At 64.1% G+C, this 15,683-nt stretch carries 11 protein-coding genes and 1 tRNA gene; 2 read left to right on the top strand and 10 right to left on the bottom strand.

Annotated features, from left to right (window positions below; translation table 11 throughout):
* Window positions 1–49 precede the first annotated feature (49 nt).
* Entirely contained in the window at window positions 50–1,876 is a 1,827-nt protein-coding gene (locus IPM54_16195) for a hypothetical protein (protein ID MBK9261330.1), read from the bottom strand.
* 212 nt (window positions 1,877–2,088) lie between these two features.
* On the opposite strand from IPM54_16195, the gene IPM54_16190 reads away from it, so the two are divergent.
* Window positions 2,089–3,474 carry a response regulator gene (locus tag IPM54_16190; protein ID MBK9261329.1) on the top strand — a complete coding sequence of 462 codons (1,386 nt, stop codon included), beginning with the start codon at window positions 2,089–2,091 and terminating at the stop codon, window positions 3,472–3,474.
* A gap of 406 nt (window positions 3,475–3,880) precedes the next feature.
* On the opposite strand, the gene IPM54_16185 is transcribed toward IPM54_16190, so the two are convergent.
* Window positions 3,881–3,967, bottom strand: a tRNA-Ser gene (locus tag IPM54_16185).
* 211 nt (window positions 3,968–4,178) lie between these two features.
* Between IPM54_16185 and IPM54_16180 the strand changes: the two genes are divergently transcribed.
* A complete protein-coding gene (locus tag IPM54_16180) occupies window positions 4,179–5,486 on the top strand; it encodes an NAD(P)/FAD-dependent oxidoreductase (protein ID MBK9261328.1) in 1,308 nt (435 codons plus the stop codon).
* A 3-nt stretch (window positions 5,487–5,489) separates the two neighbouring features.
* On the opposite strand, the gene IPM54_16175 is transcribed toward IPM54_16180, so the two are convergent.
* The 8 genes from IPM54_16175 to IPM54_16140 form a co-directional block, all read right to left on the bottom strand.
* Window positions 5,490–5,900, bottom strand: a complete 411-nt coding sequence (locus IPM54_16175; protein MBK9261327.1) for an NUDIX domain-containing protein — start codon at window positions 5,898–5,900, stop codon at window positions 5,490–5,492.
* A gap of 87 nt (window positions 5,901–5,987) precedes the next feature.
* Window positions 5,988–7,031 carry a chemotaxis-specific protein-glutamate methyltransferase CheB gene (gene cheB, locus IPM54_16170; protein ID MBK9261326.1) on the bottom strand — a complete coding sequence of 348 codons (1,044 nt, stop codon included), beginning with the start codon at window positions 7,029–7,031 and terminating at the stop codon, window positions 5,988–5,990.
* The gene (locus IPM54_16165) at window positions 7,028–7,858 is read right to left on the bottom strand and encodes a protein-glutamate O-methyltransferase CheR (GenBank protein MBK9261325.1); all 831 of its coding nucleotides are present in this window, start codon (window positions 7,856–7,858) and stop codon (window positions 7,028–7,030) included. The genes cheB and IPM54_16165 overlap by 4 nt, the downstream gene beginning before the upstream one ends.
* The gene (locus IPM54_16160) at window positions 7,855–10,206 is read right to left on the bottom strand and encodes a HEAT repeat domain-containing protein (protein MBK9261324.1); all 2,352 of its coding nucleotides are present in this window, start codon (window positions 10,204–10,206) and stop codon (window positions 7,855–7,857) included. The genes IPM54_16165 and IPM54_16160 overlap by 4 nt, the downstream gene beginning before the upstream one ends.
* Window positions 10,206–12,752 (bottom strand): chemotaxis protein, encoded by a 2,547-nt coding sequence (locus tag IPM54_16155; protein ID MBK9261323.1) that lies wholly within the window; start codon window positions 12,750–12,752, stop codon window positions 10,206–10,208. Before IPM54_16155 ends, IPM54_16160 begins: the two co-directional genes overlap by 1 nt.
* Entirely contained in the window at window positions 12,742–13,194 is a 453-nt protein-coding gene (locus IPM54_16150; protein MBK9261322.1) for a purine-binding chemotaxis protein CheW, read from the bottom strand. Before IPM54_16150 ends, IPM54_16155 begins: the two co-directional genes overlap by 11 nt.
* A complete protein-coding gene (locus tag IPM54_16145) occupies window positions 13,191–15,206 on the bottom strand; it encodes a chemotaxis protein CheW (GenBank protein MBK9261321.1) in 2,016 nt (671 codons plus the stop codon). Before IPM54_16145 ends, IPM54_16150 begins: the two co-directional genes overlap by 4 nt.
* Window positions 15,199–15,585, bottom strand: coding sequence for a response regulator (locus IPM54_16140; GenBank protein MBK9261320.1), 387 nt, complete (start codon window positions 15,583–15,585; stop codon window positions 15,199–15,201). Before IPM54_16140 ends, IPM54_16145 begins: the two co-directional genes overlap by 8 nt.
* Window positions 15,586–15,683: the final 98 nt, after the last annotated feature.

Below are 15,683 nucleotides of genomic sequence, written 5' to 3'. Positions count from 1 at the left end.
GGCGAGGCTCGGCCCCCCCATACCCCCCGATTTGACCTCGTTCCAAACATCAACGCGCCGCGCTCGTCCCAGGCCTTCGTGGCGACCGCACGTTCGCGGAGATCTGCATCGCTTTCGCCAAGAACACGTGCTTGATCGAGGGCGACAACATGCCGAGCTCGGCCGTGGGCAAATGGCCGACTTCATCGAGGTACGCCTGCGCCGCATCGTGCTCGCCGAGCAGTGACAACACGCTGCTTTGATCGCGCAGCGCTCCCGATACGATGCCCGCCGTGGCCGCATCCGGAACGAGCGGCGCGGAGATGGCATCCATCACGCGCTTGATCGGCTTGAGTGACGCCGCTGTCGACATTTTCCGGTCCGACTGACCAAGCGGCTGCGGTGCGTACTCGAGCCAGCAACCATCGACGGTCATGTGCGACACGAGTCGTTTGGACCAACGCCTGTCGAATTCGACATGCAAAGGCCGCACGTCTGCAAGCCGTGACAACGCGTATTCGGTTGGTTCGCCCGAGATCGCGTAGTCGCGCAAGAGCGGTTCCACCTCGGGCTCTTCCGCAAGCAGGCTGAACGCCACGCGACCGCGATGAAGCAGCCGTTCCGGGACGATCAGCACGTCCGGCCGTTCACCGCGAAGCACGCGCGCAGCCCACAAGCGAAACGCAATCGCTGGCGAGCGGACGAGCACTGCGCTGCTCGGTTCGAGGTTCCCGATGGCACTGTCGGTCCATTCTTCAGCGGCAGTCTGCTTGCTGCGATCCGCGACGTAGCCGGCTTCTTCCGAGGACAGCGCAACCAGCGTGACGTGGAACGCGACGATGAGTACCGCGCCGCTTTTCGCCATGGGCAGACGCAAATCGATGAGCTTGCGCGTCACCATGGCCACGCCGAGCGCCGAGCTTGCAGCAATCGCGGCGATGGCCAGCGCGCGCAAGGACGTCAGCGCATCCACGTAAAGCGCACCGAACGCGCGGGCCGGCATCAGCGTATCGAGCAGGACGAACGCGACGAGCGGCGCGACGAGTTTCCGTGCGCTCGGCGAAAGGATGGCCGTTGCTGCTCCAACGATCGCGATGCCGAGCGAGACGATGCCCACTTCGCGAATCCAAGCGGCAAGGCTCGTCAGGCGCGGACCGGCAACGTCGAAGCCCGTGAGGTCCGACGCGGAGAGCGCTCGACCTACGTCGGCAAACGCACGCGGAGCAAGGGGACGCACGGCAAGCGGCACGAGCAAGAGGCCGGCGACGAGTACAGCAGAGACAAACCCGACCGCGACGAACCCGCGAGACGGCGTCCATGCGCGGGTCTCCGTGCCGCGGAAGATCGGCAGGCGCTGCGCGAGGAATCCGGCAGCGATGGCAACGAGCGATGCAGCGGCTGCGGGAGGGTTTTCGGCAGCGGTTGCGCCGAGGAGCGCGCCGAGTGCCGCGGCGTCGGCAAGACGTGGGGCGGGGCCATGCGGAGGCACGTCACGAAGCGCGAAGGTCAGCGTCGCAAGCGCGAGAGCGATGGCGATCATGGCGCCGCCGCCGACCGTTGCTTCGCGTTGCCACGTGGGAGAAAGGGTCGCCATGAGCGTGGCGAGCGTGGCGAGCAGGGACGCGAGTGACGGTGATGCGCCTTGGTTGCGCAGGAGCCGCCGCACCATGCTGAACAGCAAGAGCGCCGCGACCGCGAGCATGATGACCGATCCGAGCGCTGCCCGAAAGGTGCGCGGCCCGAGCGGGAGCAAGCTCAGTGCTTGCGTGAGCAGTGTGGACGCACCACCCGAAGCGCCGACGGCGAGCAAGCCCAAATCGCGCAGTGCGGGCAGATCATCGCGCCACTGGCCTCCCCCAGCGGCTCTCGAGAGCGCGAGCCCGAAAGGCAGCGTCACGGCAAGCAGTCGGAGCGCGCGTTCGTGCCATGCGAGCTGCGATGAGGCGGGCGACCGGGATTCAGCCACCGCCTCCCTCTGCCAGGACCTACCGAAATGGGCCAACTTTCCCGAACCGTGTCTTCGTCCGGCCCGCTGTTTTCCCCTGAGGTACGATTTACAGTTTTTCGCTACGCGATCCGTTGGCTCTCCGAGTTAGGCTTGCTCCGCCCATGACGAGCCCGGCGCGTGTCCTGGTCATTGATGACAGTCCGACAATCCTCAAGGTCGTAAGTTCGATCCTGGCACGGCACGGCTATGATCCCGTGACGGCACGTGATGGCGTCGCCGGCCTCGAACTGATCAAGAGGGGGCCTCAGTACGACCTCGTGCTGCTCGACTTCGTCATGCCGCGCATGAACGGCTACCAGTTCTGCCGCGAGCTCCGGTCGAACCCGGCGCACCGCACGCTCCCCGTCGTGCTGATGAGTGCCAAGGGCGACAAGATTCGCGGCACCTTCGTCCAGCAAACCGGCGCGGTCGATGCGATCACCAAACCCTTCGACGCTCGCGCGCTCGTCACCGTCGTCGAAGGAGCGCTGTCGAAGACCGCCGATGGGCGATCACGCCCGACGCCCGAGGGCGAAAAGATGCCCGAGGACCTGCCGCCTGCCGACAGCTTGGTTCGTCCAAGCGTCATGATGCGCCACGCGCGTCAACGCGCGGGGGCCGAGTTCGCGCAACAGGTTTCCAACGCCATCGTTCCTGCAATCCTCGCGCTTTCACCCGAAGATCGCGCCAACGAAGCCGCCGTCATGAGCGCCATCGCTCGTACCATGACGAACGACGTCCTCGCGAGTTTGTCCCTGGTGCTCAAGGACTTCGATCTCTCCGACGGCGTGCGCGAAGCGATGAGTGGTGACTTGGCCGCGGTGCCTTTGGCCGAGATGCTTCAAGTGCTTGCGATGCAGCGACAAACGGGCGTTCTGCACGTCACGAACAACCGCTCCTCCGTCATCATCTCCGTGCGCCAAGGCCAGGTCGATTTCGTGCAAGCGCGCGGTTCGTCCGACGAGTATCGCCTGGGGCGTTACTTCATCGAAAAAGGATCGCTCACGCGCGAACAGCTCGATGACCTGCTCGCCCAGCTTCGTGGCGCCAGCAAGCTTCTCGGCGAGACGCTGGTCGACCGCAACATCATCACGCGTGACGAGCTCGTCGAGTGTCTATCGAAGCAGTGCAGCGAGCTCATCTACGACATGCTCAGGTGGCCTTACGGTCGGTTTTCTTTCACGAAAGAACCGTTTCGGCCCGAAGCCGACATGGCGCGTTTGGCGCTCAACGTCAGCGGTCTGGTGCTCGAAGGCTTCCGTCGTGTCGACGAGTGGCGCTTGATGGAGAACACGATCAACTTCGACCAAGTTCCGGTCATCGATCCGTTGGCGCTCCAAAATCTCGCGCCCGATCAACTGAAGCGCACCGAAAAACTCGTGCTCGACGCCGTCGATGGTAGGCGCACCGTGCGCGACATCATCAAGCTCACGGCGGTCAGTTCGTTCGACTGCGTAAAGATCATCTACTTGTTCCTGCAGTCGATGGTCTTGCGCATTCAGAACTGACGACAGCGGGAGCAGGTAGAGGCTGTCTCAAAACTCGGAACGCGTATCCTCGCCCAGCCCCGCGCGGGGTTGAAACCCCGCGCTACACGACAAGAAGTCCTCGCGCTACCGCGCTCGGACTAACGTCATGGCTGCATGGCGAGGCCTGCAATCTATGCGAAATCGTTGAGGATTCTCGATGACGATCCGAAATTCCACAACGCCAGTCCCGAACGGTAGTGAGGGACTTTTGAATGTGTAGCGCGGGATTTCAATCCCGCGCGGGCGTTCGGTGACACACTACGGCTCGAGTTTTGAGACAGCCTCTTCAACCCGCCGCGTGGGTGCGACGAGCGACCACGGCTCGAATTTCGAGCCAGCCTCCAAAACCCACCCCGAGGCTCCAAAACCCGTTGCGATGTCTTTGCGGAGAGGGAGGGATTCGAACCCTCGGATCAGTTTCCCGATCGCACGCTTAGCAAGCGTGTGCCTTGAGCCACTCGGCCACCTCTCCAGCTCATGTCAGAGCGCCACCCGAGTAGCACGGGATCGCTGCCCAAGCCAACCTCAAACGCGCGTGACACCATGTTTTTCCCAAGACACGCTAAAATCCTTGGTGCGCTGGACTTCCACGCCTCCGCCGAAGACTTCGATTGTACCGTGGGATCGGCTCTACTGGGCTCGGTGATGGGAGGCTACGCGTGAGTGATCGGAAGCACGTGGTGATTGTCGGTGGCGGGTTCGGGGGACTCAACGCGGCCATGTCGCTCCGAAGCACACCCGTACGCGTGACGCTCGTGGACCGCACGAACCACCATCTGTTTCAGCCGCTGCTTTACCAAGTCGCCACGGCGGGATTGTCCCCCGCAGACATCGCAGTCCCGATTCGATCCGTCCTCTCGGCCCAGAAAAACGCTCGCGTGCTCCTGGCCGAAGCGAAAGGCGTCGATTTGCAAGAAAAACGGCTTTTGCTCGACAAAGGCGAGGTCGCTTATGATTATCTCGTCTTGGCCGTCGGAGCCACGCACAACTATTTTGGACACGACGATTGGGCTTCGCATGCGCTCGGCCTGAAAACACTCGACGAAGCATTGTCGATACGCGAGCGAATGCTTTTGGCATTCGAAGCGGCCGAGCGTTCGACGGACCCCGAAGCGCGAAAAAGACTCCTTACGTTCGCAGTGATTGGTGGAGGTCCCACGGGCGTGGAAATGGCGGGGGCTTTTTCGGAGCTCGCCAGGCATGTATTGGCGCGCGATTTCCGCGCCATCGATCCATCGGCCACGCGCGTGGTGCTCGTCGAAGCAGGACCGCGCATCTTATCGGCATTTCCAGAAGCCCTGAGCGATCGAGCCGAAGCGCAGCTCGCTACCTTGGGCGTCGAAGTGCACAAAGGTGACCCCGTCGCGCATATCGATGAATCGGGCATTGCATTCAAGGACGGAACGCGGCTACCCGCAGCAACGGTCGTTTGGGCGGCAGGTATTCGCGGGACGTCATTCGCGAAAAACCTGGGCGTGGATCTCGACCGAGGCGGCCGCGTCGTCGTCGGGACCGATTGCTCGATTCCAGGTCATCCCGAAGTCTTTGCCATTGGAGACATGGCCGCCATGCGTGACGTCCATGGCGTCGACGTGCCAGGCTTATGTCCCGCCGCCATTCAACAAGGCAATTACGTTGCGGCAACGATTCGCGCCGATCTTTCGGGCAAACCTCGCAAGCCTTTCGAATACCTCGACAAAGGCACGATGGCCACCGTAGGACGCCGAAGGGCCATTGCCAAAGTCAAGAGCCTCGAGCTGTCCGGCATGCTCGCTTGGCTTGCATGGATGGCGATTCACGTGTTTTTCTTGATAGGATTCCGCAATCGTTTCGTCGTCATGTTCAATTGGGGCTGGCAATACTTCACGTGGAAACGAGGCGCGCGGCTCATTACGCACACGAATCGCGCTGAACAGACGCTCTTGCTCGCCGCAGCGCCCGACGGCCCCATCCCGTCTGCTCGCAGAATATCGATGCCAACGGGCGATTGAGCATTATTTTCCGGCCGCAAGCGCCACGATACCGAGTTGCGCGACATTGGGTGGACCGCCAATGTCGTCGAAATGGTCGACCCATTTCCACTTTTCGAATTCGTCGTTCGGTCGCACGTCGTCGGTATCGACGTCCACGACGAATACGAAGTTCATGTGCATCCCTTTGCTTCCGGCGATATGTTCTTCATAACCGATGAGCCCGGGTGGAGTGCCATCGATTTCGCTCGTTGTGGGGAAGCGACCTTCGAGGCCCGTTTCTTCGCGCAGTTCGCGCGCCGCAGCTTCGAGAGGCGTTTCGCCTTCGTGAATTTCGCCTCCCGGGGGAAGCCAAATGCCAAGGCGCCGGTGATGAATGAGCAGCACGCGACCCTTGAAGCGAGGATAAACAGCAACGGAGAACGCTCGACGCATGGGCCGCTTCTTAGAACAGCAACCGGCCGATAGCAAGGGCCAACGATGCGCGCCATCGACGTATTGCATTGTGAGACAAACGTGCCATCATACGTGCGCCATCAGCATCTTGCCCATGGTCTCGATAGGCGCTTCCGCCGCCGACAAACCCGCTTCGTACACGCAACGCGGCATTCCATACACGATACACGACGATTCCGCTTCGCTCAGGATGATCCCGCCGGCTTCCCGAATGGCGCGCGCTCCGGCGAGGCCATCGTCGCCCATGCCCGTCAGGACCACTCCGATCACGCCCGAGCCGAATTGCGCCGCCGCGCTCTCGAAAAGAAGGTTTACCGACGGGCAATGGGGGCTATCGAATGTGCCGCGTTGCAATCGTGCAAATGCCCGTGTCCCGCGCCGCTCCACCACGAGGTGCATGCCGCCGGGCGCAATCACCGCATGCCCCGGCGGAATCTCCAAGTCATCCGACGCCTCCACGACGGATATCGCGCTGGCCTGATCGATACGCTTCGCGAGGGATGCGGTATACCCGGCCGGGATGTGCAATGCAGTCGCAATGGGCACCGGAAAATTGGCCGGCAACGAAGTCAATAGACGCGTGAGCGCCTGAGGCCCGCCCGTCGATGTGCCAATGACGACGAGGCTCGTGCGCCCCGAAGGGTTTGCGATTGCATCGCGCAATGATGTTGCCTGCGATGGAGACGGCTCCGAGGGTATACGTTCGGCTCCCCCGGAAAGGACGCGTTGGACGAGCTCGTTCGACAATTCGTAAAGTCGGTCCGTTGCAAGCGCCGTGGGCTTGTGGACCAGCGCGGCGGCTCCGTTTGCCAATGCTTCGCGCCAAAGCTCGCTCTGCTCGTCCAGCGTGCTCACCACGACCACCACGGGCGCGCCAACCGCCGGAAGCGCTCGGAGCACGCCTATACCATCGAGGTTTGGCATCAAAAGGTCGAGCACGACCACGTCGGGCGCGTACTCGGCAATTTTCTCCAATGCATCCAAACCATCCCGCGCGGTGTCGACAACTTCGATGTTCGGATGCTTCTGGAGCACCTCCCGCAGCACTTTCCGCGCGAAAGCCGAATCGTCGACCACGAGCACGCGAATCTTTCGAGTCGCCACCGTCAAGCCACCTGCCGGTATACGAACACGCCCCCGCGCTCCTCGCACGTGAGCGAAGTGCCGAGGCGGTAGAGTGATTCCGCGATACCCACGAGAAGCGTGCCCCCGCGTCGAAGCGCGCGGCCAAGGTTATCGACGACGCGGCGAGCCGTCGCATCCTGAAAATAGATGAGCACATTTCGGCAGAGAATGAGATCGAACGTCCCGAGCGAGCGAATGGCGTCGTCGTCGACGAGATTGATTCGCCGGAAATCAACTGCACTTCGTATTCGATCGCTCACGATGACTCGATCGCCGTCGCGCGTGATCCACGGACGGGCGAAATCGGGAATGGGCGCGTGCTCCCGCAATGCCCGAGAGCCGAATTCGCCCGCCTTCGCTCGTTGGATGGCGCGCGCGCTGATGTCACTGGCGACGATGTCCACCTTGTCGAGCATATCGTGTTCGGCAAGCAATATCGCAACGGTGTAAGGTTCCTCGCCCGTGGAACACGCAGCCGACCAGATCCGAGGCCGATGCTCGGTTTGTCCGTTTCGTATGCGGGTGACGAGATCGCGGATGATCACGACGAGCGGTTCGAGCTCGCGAAAAAAATAGGTTTCGCCGACGACCAGGGCGTCGACCAAGGCGTCGAATTCTTCTGCGCCGGCGGGGTCGTATCGAAGGAAGTAGTAATAATCGAGAAGTGAATCGAATCCGGCGTCTGCGGCGCGTACGGTCACTTTCGAGCCGAATAGGTCCATGTCCCGCGGACCATAATGGATTCCGAGTCGCTCTTCGATGAGCGCGTTGAAGATGGCATACAGTTGAGGGGTCAGGGGCATGGTGCTCATGCGGCCCATTGCGCGACGACGAGCGAGCACACTCGTCGGACCTCCGGATCGGGATCCAGGGCGGACGCTTGCTCGAGCATCGGGAAAGCTTCGCGCATACCGACGGCAGCAAGCGCGGTGGCCACCGCCTTTCTCGCTGCGGCGTTTCGCGAGCCGAGGGCCGCGACCAGCGCAGCGCTCGCGTATTCCTTGCGCATCCGCGCGAGCGCCGTGGCGAGGTGTGCCGAACGCTCGTCATCCGCCGTTTCGAGCGCTTCGACGAGCCCTTCCACGCGCCCCGGCACCGGCGTCGCAAGTGCCAAAAACACGCGCTCGTGCCTTGGTCCACCGAGCCATCCGACGAGCGCCCGTGTTGCTTCGACGCCGGGAATGGCCGCAAGGATACCGAGTGCCGCCGCGGCCACGTTCTCATCTTCGTCACCCACCGCACACGATAGCGCCTGCAATACGCGAGGCCCAGAAAACCCTGCCAGCGCCGAGGTGGCGACGAGCCGGGTCGCTGCGTCGGGTGACGCCATCGCCGCGGTCAGGTACGGGATCGATTCGGCCTGCCCCGCGAGACCGAGGCCAATCAGCGCTGCTCGCTGGACGTCCGGATCCGCTTCTTGCGTGGCTGTCTGCAAGGTTTGCAGCGCAATGTCGCTCTTCAGCAAGCTGAGCGCCTCGACCGCGCCGACCCGGACCTGGCCTGCTTCGTCGCCAAGCCGTTCGGCGATGCGCGCCGCAGCCTCGACGTGCCCCATGCGACCAAGGGACTTGCACGCGTAATAACGCACCCACGCGTCGGTATCGTCGAGCGCTTCGACGAGGCGGTCGAGGACGCGTGGCTCGGGCGTCGCCTGGCCAAGAGCGCGCACCGCCGCAGCTCGGGAGCGCGCATCCTGCGCACGAGTCACCTCGAGGAGCGCTTCGAGCGCTCGGGGATTGTCCACGAACGGCAGCCCGGCGACGGCGAGCTCACGGACGCGGGCATCCGGATCGCGCAATCGTTCGAGAAAGACCGGGAGCGCTGCCTCGAATCCGAAGTAGCCGAGGATGCGGAGAGCTGCGCGACGCACCTCCGGCACCTGGCTCTCTGCCGCGGCGAGCGCGAGCTGCTCGGCGCGGGGGCCGCCGAGCGCCTGGATGGCGGAGATCGCGGCGTGGACGACGCGGCCGTTGGTATCGGCGAGCAGCGGGAAGAGCGCGTCGAGCGCGCGGAAATCGCTGGTCCGCCCGAGGGCGTCGCATGCGGCGGCGCGCACCTCGGGATCGGCGTCCCGCGTGCATTGAATGACCTCGGGGGCCGCTGACTTGCTGGTCACGAGCGGCAGCAAGAGGAGCCGGCGAGGGCTGTCACCGTCACGGAGCGCGTCGAAAATGCGCGCCTGCGTGCCCTGCGTCGTGCGCAAAAGCGCGTCGGCAGCGGCATTTGCCACGGGCGGCGCGTGATCCAGCAGGCCGGTCAACGCCCCGACGGAGATGTCGCAGCCCATCGCGCCGAGGACGGCGGAGAGCGCAACCTGATCCGCCTCGCTCGCGTCCCTCAAACTCTGCACGAGCCGCCGCACGGTGACCGGCATGGGCGCTGCCCGGCGAATCGCATCGTCGATGGGCAGCGTGACCCCGTAAAGCTCCTCGTGCCGCTCTCGCAGCGTAGCGAGCGCTCGCGCCGCGACTCGAACGATGGCGTCACCCGGCTGAGAGATCAAACGGACGAGGGGCGCTACGGCGCTGCGGCTTCCCGTACAGCCGAGCGCTTGTGCGGCTTCCAGCATGTATCGTGGGTCCTCGAGCAGGTTCGCGAGCGGGCCGACTGCGCGCGGGTCGCGACTTCGCCCAAGAACGTCGATGGCTGGAAAGGTGCGGAAGAATTTGTCGGTGGTAACGGCGCGCACGAGCGCGTCCACCACGCCACGGCCGCCAATTCGCCCGAGCGCTTCGATGGCCGCGACCGCGACGTTGTCGTCGTTATGCGCGGCAAGCTCCGCAAGACGCGCAGCAGCGGCGGACGTTCGGCGGCGACCCAAGATTTGGGCGGCATCGGCGACGACCGCGGGGTCGGGCCAGCTCGATAGGGCGAGCACTTCGGAATCGACGTCCCCAACGGATGCGACGAGGGCATCCACGGCCGCGGCGATGCGCGATTCGTTGTCGCGCCGATGGCGGAGTACGTCGCAAAGCGGTCCCACGGCCGCATCTCCAAGGGACGCAAGCGACGCAATCACGCCACGTCGCACCGTCCAGCTCGGATCCGCCAGCATTTCGAGCAGCTCCGGCACTCCCGCATGCCCCATGGCACTGAGTCGATCCACCTCTTCGGCGCGCCGTCGCTCCCCGTCTGAAAGCGGGAACGCTGGCCGTATCATCACGGTAACTCCGTCGGTGTAGTTGATTCGTTGGTCGTTCTGCGGGCCGCCTGGATTTCGGAGAGCGTCGACGACAAACTCGCCAATGTCTCCGCGTGCTCGGCGTTCGCCTGCCGAACCAGCCCAATCTGCTCGACGACGCTTCCCACGTTGCTATCGAAAACCGCTGCCTCGCGGAGCTGCGCCGTCATGAGCGCCCCAAGCTCGCGCGTCCGCGATCGCGCATCGACCAGCGCCGTCACGAAGCTCGCCGCCGCATCGGCTTGCTCCGCCACCGTACGGGCAATCGTGCTCATGCTCGCCGTCTGCCGGGACACCGTTGCAGCGAGCGTCCCCACGGCCTCCGCTTGCTCGGCGACCGCGCGGGCCGTTTGCTTCGCGACGCGCCGAACGGCATCGCTCTCGCGCACCAGTGATCCCGTCGCGTCCGCTTGTTCGCTCGTTGCAGCCGTGAGGTTCGCCGCCAGCGTGGCAACTTGGCGGGCAGCGACGTCCAATTGCTCCCCCGCGCGCGCCCGTTCCGCGATGAGCCGTGCCATCTGCGCCACCTGCTGACGCGTGTCGTCCATGGCTCGCGCAACCTCGGCCGCCCCCGTCGCTTGCTCCGCTGCCACCGAGATCATGCGTTGCGTCGCGCGCACCACCTCTTGCGCCGATGCGCTCACCCCTTCCAGCGCGCGCGTCTGCTCCGCCATCGCAACGCTCGTCTGGTGCGTCAGCGACCGCATTTGCATCGCCGCTTTGGCCAGTTGCGATGCCCCCGTCGCCTGCTCCTCCGTCGCACGTGATACCTTCTCTGCGCTCGCCGTGAGCTGCGTGTTCGCTCGCACCACATCGCGCAACGCCCGCGCCTGATCGCTCGTAGCCTCCCGCGTTTGCCGAGCCATGCGTCGCATCTCGTTGCTGCCCTGCGCCAACGCCTGAATCGCCGTCGTCTGTTCGGCCGCCGCACGCGCAATCGCCTTGCTCTCCTGGTTCACGCTCGCCGCCGTTTGCACCATCGACGCCACCGCTTGCACCTGATCCGCGTTGGCCCGGTCGACATCGCGCACCGCACTGCCCAGCCCTTCGACCCCCTCGAGAATCTCCGACAGCGCTCGTTCCGCGTCGGCAGCCAGTCGAGTCCCCTCTTCGGCAACCTTCACCCCTTCCGTCGATGCCGCAACAGCTTCGCGCGCCGTCGTTTGAAGACCTCGAACAATCTTGCCAATGTCCGAGCTCGCCGCAGCCGCTCGGTCGGAAAGCGCGCGAATTTCCTCTGCGACCACCGCAAACCCCCGCCCGTGTTCACCAGCACGCGCAGCCTCGATGCTCGCATTCAATGACAAAAGGTTCGTCCGATCCGCGATCATGTTGATCGTTTGAACGATGTCCCCAATCTCCTCCGCACGGCGCCCCATTTCCTTCATCACCCCCGCCGAATCCGCCATTGCCTGCCGAATGCTCCCGAGCCCCGCAATCGACTTGCCCACGGTCACCGCTCCTTCACGCGCGACCGTCGTGCTCCGCTCGGCGCTCCTCCGCGCGGCATCCAAAATCGTCACGATCCGTCGCGTGGACGCTTCGACCTGCCCCGCAGCCGTCGCGCTCGTCCCCGCAAGCCCGTTGATTTGCGAAGCGCTTTGCGCCACCGCTTGCGCCGATCGCGCAAGCTCCTCCGCCGCCGCCGCGTTTGCTTCGATGGCCGCAGCGTTCTTCTCCGACGTCGCCGCGACTTGCTCCACCGACGCCGCGATCTCCGTCACCGTGCTCGCCACCTGCCCCGCCGCCGACTCCAGCGACTTCGCATCCTGCGCAACACCCGCCACGTTCCGCGCCATTTGCTCCGCCGTCGCTGCCGTCTCCTCCACCGCGCTCGCCGTATCCGCCGTGTCACGCGCCACCCGATCGAGCGCCGTGCTGCACGTCGTCACGCTTGCAGCCATCGAATCGATCCGCTCGCCAACCCCCTTCGCATCGGTCGACAACCTCCCAATGCCTCGCGCCATCTGCTCGATCGTCGACGCAACCTCCTCCGTCGTCGAAGCCGTCGATTGTCCCCGCTCGGCGAGCTGCCCGATATCCGCAATGGTCGCGCTCGCCGTCGCAAGCAATTCTTCGCTCGTCGCCGCCAAATCCTCGGCCGAAGCCGCCACCACCTTGACCGAACGTGCAAGCTGTTCCAGCCCCGCCGCCGTCGCATCCACCGAATTCGCCAGCGTTTCGCTATCGCCACGCGCGTTCGCGAGCGACGGCGCAAGCTGCTGAAGTGCACCCGCTGCCGACTCGAGCCCCTGCAGCACCTCCGACGTCCCATCCTGGATCCGCTGGAGCGCACGTTCCAGCACGTGCGCCGTCCCCAGCGTTTGCTCCATACCGCTCGTCACGTTGTCGACCAATCCCCGAGCTTGCTCGCTTGCTGCAGCTTGCTCGTCCCTGCTCATTGCAAGACGCGATGCAGCCTGCTCGATCGCTCGCGCCTGCGTCGCAGCGTGTCGCAACGCCCGCTCGGCGGCCGTCGCCCGCGCGAGAGCCTTATCGACTTCAACCTCGCCATCAACTGACATGAGCATTGCCCTCACCAATGATTTTCTTGAAGCTCACGAGCATGACGAAGCGTTTTTCCCCGCCACCCCGCTCCACGTGCGCAACGCTTTTGATGAACCCGGCGCCCTGATCCTGGAAAAAGTCGGGCGGCGCGCGCAATGCCTCGGGTGGAATGTCGATCACCTCACGCGCGCTGTCGACCAGCAACCCCACCGTCCGTTCGCCACTCTCGACCACCACCACCCGCGAATCCATCGTCGGCTCTGCACGCGGCAATCCAAAACGAATGCGCATATCCACGACCGGAACGACGCGACCGCGAATCTGAATGATTCCCGCCACGTAAGCCGGTGACCCCGGCACCTTCGTCGCGCCCAAAAACGACTCCATCTGCAGCACGTCCGCCGCAGGAAGCACGTATTCGCCATCTTCGATTCGAAAAACCACGTAAAGCTCGCTCATGGTGACACCTCGCTCGGGTTCCTGGACAGCGCACCGCTCAATCCGACGAGATCGAGCACCAGCGTCGGACGCCCGTCGCCGAGATCGGTCGCCCCCGATATGCCCACCACCTTCACGAGCGGGTCGTCGAGCGGACGGACGACGACTTCCTCCTGGCCCAGAATCCGGTTCACCGAAAAAGCGAACGGCGCCCCATTACGACGCACCACCAGCGCCTTCGTCCCAGCTCCCACCGACAGCGAAAACACGCTCGCAAGGCTCATCAGCGGAATCACCTCGTCCCGCCGATCCAGAAACGTCACCTCGCCAAACCGCGTCGTGCGTAGTGGCCCCCGCACCATCCGATGCGCCTCCACGTCCACGATTTCATCGATCGCAGCCACCGGCGCCACGAACGCCTGCTCGCCGCACAAAAACGCGAACGCATCGACAATCGTCAGCGTCAGCGGCACGCGCATCGCAAACGACGTTCCTTGCCCGCGCGTCGTGCGCACCGAAAGCTCCCCTCCAAGCTCGGTCACCGCAATGCGCTTCACGATGTCCATGCCAAACCCGCGGCCACTCGTCTTCGTCACCTCATCCAGCGTCGACAGCCCAGGCAGCGTAATCAGCTCGAGCAGCCCCGCGTCGGTCTCCGGCACCGGCCGCCCTGCCCTCTGTGCAACCGCTTCGCGATCGATTCCGCGGCCATCATCCTCAATGCACAATTCGAGCTGCGTGTTCGAGCGCTCGTGGCAAATCACCTTCACGACGCCCTCCTCGGGTTTTCCAGCGCGCCGCCGCTCCTCCGGCGGCTCGATCGCGTGATCCACCGCATTGCGAATCAAATGCACGATCGCCGGGAAAATCCGCTCGGCGACCGCTTTGTCGAGCTCCGCTTTGCCCGCGTCGATCTGCACCCGAACCGGTTTTCCCGTGGACCGCGACAACCCTCGCACGATCAGCGGCACCCGCTCGAGCAGCTCCGCCACCGAAACCATTCGCGCGCGCATGATCGCGCTACGCATGTCCCGCACCTGACGCCCGTAGTCCTCGACGATCGCCGCCAGCCCAGAAACGTTCACCCCACGCTCGGAAAGCTCCGCCGTCGCCCTTTCCAGCCGAAAGCGACTGATCACCAATGCCGAAAGCCGCTCCAGCGCGTCGTCCAATCGACCCACGTCGACCCGCACGATGCTTCGTTTGTGCGCCGTGCTCTCGACCGCCTCTTCGATGAATGGCTCCGCCTTGGGCGCACCTGCCTTCTCGGACCGCCCCACGGAAAGCTCCTGCACGTCTTCCAAAGCGGCATACGCGGCTGCTGCAATCTCTTCGAGCGGCGCATCCGCCAGCACGAGCAGCGCGAACGACAATCCCCCCGGCGATGCCTCGCTCGGTGGAACGGTCACCGGAACCACTTTGACGATTTCCGCGACGGCACCCACCCGTTCGCGTACCGTCGTAATCGTCACCCCTTCCGAAGCGCGGCTCGGCGACGGCCGGAAGTCCACGCGAAGCGCGCGCCGCCCAGTTTCCGTGCCTTGAAGAAGTTGCGCTCTCTCTGCGGCCGATAACTTCGCAATGATTTCTGGCGGCAGATCCACATCGGCCTGGACGGGTCGCGATTCCAGCGCCGGTTCCAGCGACGAAAGCGCATCGAGCAGCTCTTCCGGCGCTGGCGGCACGGGGGCCCGCTGAGCGACGGCACGCACACGCTCGCTGATGGCGCGAAGCCCCGACAGCAGAACTTCGATGGCCGGCAGCGTAAGCGCACCGGCCGCTTGGTCAGCGGCGCGAAGAACCGTCTCCATTGCGTGCGCCACGTCCACGATGGGCTCGATGCCCACCATCGCGCTCAGCCCCTTGATCGTATGAAGCGCCCGAAAAAGCTCCCGCACCGCTTTCGGATTCGTTTCCCCTTTTCGCAGCGACGCTTCCGCGGCGAGCAAGCTCGTCGTCGACGTCGACAAATGCTCTTCGACCTCGCCGAGATACCCTGTCAAAAACTCGCTGGCGTCGAACGAGTTACGCATTGCTGCTGGCGCTGCTCTCTTGCAATAGGTTGCGAACGCTCGTGCGGATATCGTCGGGGGCGAACGGTTTCGTCATGAATTGCGACGCGCCGGCTCCAAGCGCTCGGGCTCGAGAACCCTCATCGCCTCGCGTCGTCACCACGAGGATTGGCAAATGCTGCAGTTTGTCCTGACTCCGGATGAACTCGATCACTTCGAACCCGCCAATATCTGGCATGTTCAGGTCCAGCACGACGAGGTGAAAATTGCGTAATGCCATTTTCTCGATGGCCTCGAGCCCGCTCGCCGCGTGCGTGAAAGCAAAGTTGTCCCCTCGCAGGCATGCCACGATCATCTCGCGCATCACCTTGCTATCGTCCACGACCAGGATTTCGTTCATCCCTGCACCTTGGAACAATCGTCAGCGACTGATCCCTTGATTCCTGGCTTCATGAAGCTGAGTGTCAAGCAGCCGAACACGCCTCGATACCAACCCAC

This window comes from Polyangiaceae bacterium (assembly GCA_016715885.1).
Classification (GTDB): Bacteria; Myxococcota_A; Polyangia; order Polyangiales; family Polyangiaceae; genus Polyangium.
The sequence above is the reverse complement of the archived record's forward strand: the minus strand, read 5'-3'. Positions and strand labels throughout refer to the sequence as shown.

Bases quoted from the DNA above. Each gene is read 5' to 3' on its own strand.
- IPM54_16190 (MBK9261329.1), top strand. From the start codon at position 2,089: ATGACGAGCCCGGCGCGTGTCCTGGTCATTGATGACAGTCCGACAATC.
- IPM54_16175 (MBK9261327.1), bottom strand. From the start codon at position 5,900: ATGCGTCGAGCGTTCTCCGTTGCTGTTTATCCTCGCTTCAAGGGTCGC.
- IPM54_16165 (MBK9261325.1), bottom strand. From the start codon at position 7,858: ATGAGCACCATGCCCCTGACCCCTCAACTGTATGCCATCTTCAACGCG.
- IPM54_16160 (MBK9261324.1), bottom strand. From the start codon at position 10,206: ATGATACGGCCAGCGTTCCCGCTTTCAGACGGGGAGCGACGGCGCGCC.
- IPM54_16155 (MBK9261323.1), bottom strand. From the start codon at position 12,752: ATGTCAGTTGATGGCGAGGTTGAAGTCGATAAGGCTCTCGCGCGGGCG.
- IPM54_16150 (MBK9261322.1), bottom strand. From the start codon at position 13,194: ATGAGCGAGCTTTACGTGGTTTTTCGAATCGAAGATGGCGAATACGTG.
- IPM54_16145 (MBK9261321.1), bottom strand. From the start codon at position 15,206: ATGCGTAACTCGTTCGACGCCAGCGAGTTTTTGACAGGGTATCTCGGC.
- IPM54_16140 (MBK9261320.1), bottom strand. From the start codon at position 15,585: ATGAACGAAATCCTGGTCGTGGACGATAGCAAGGTGATGCGCGAGATG.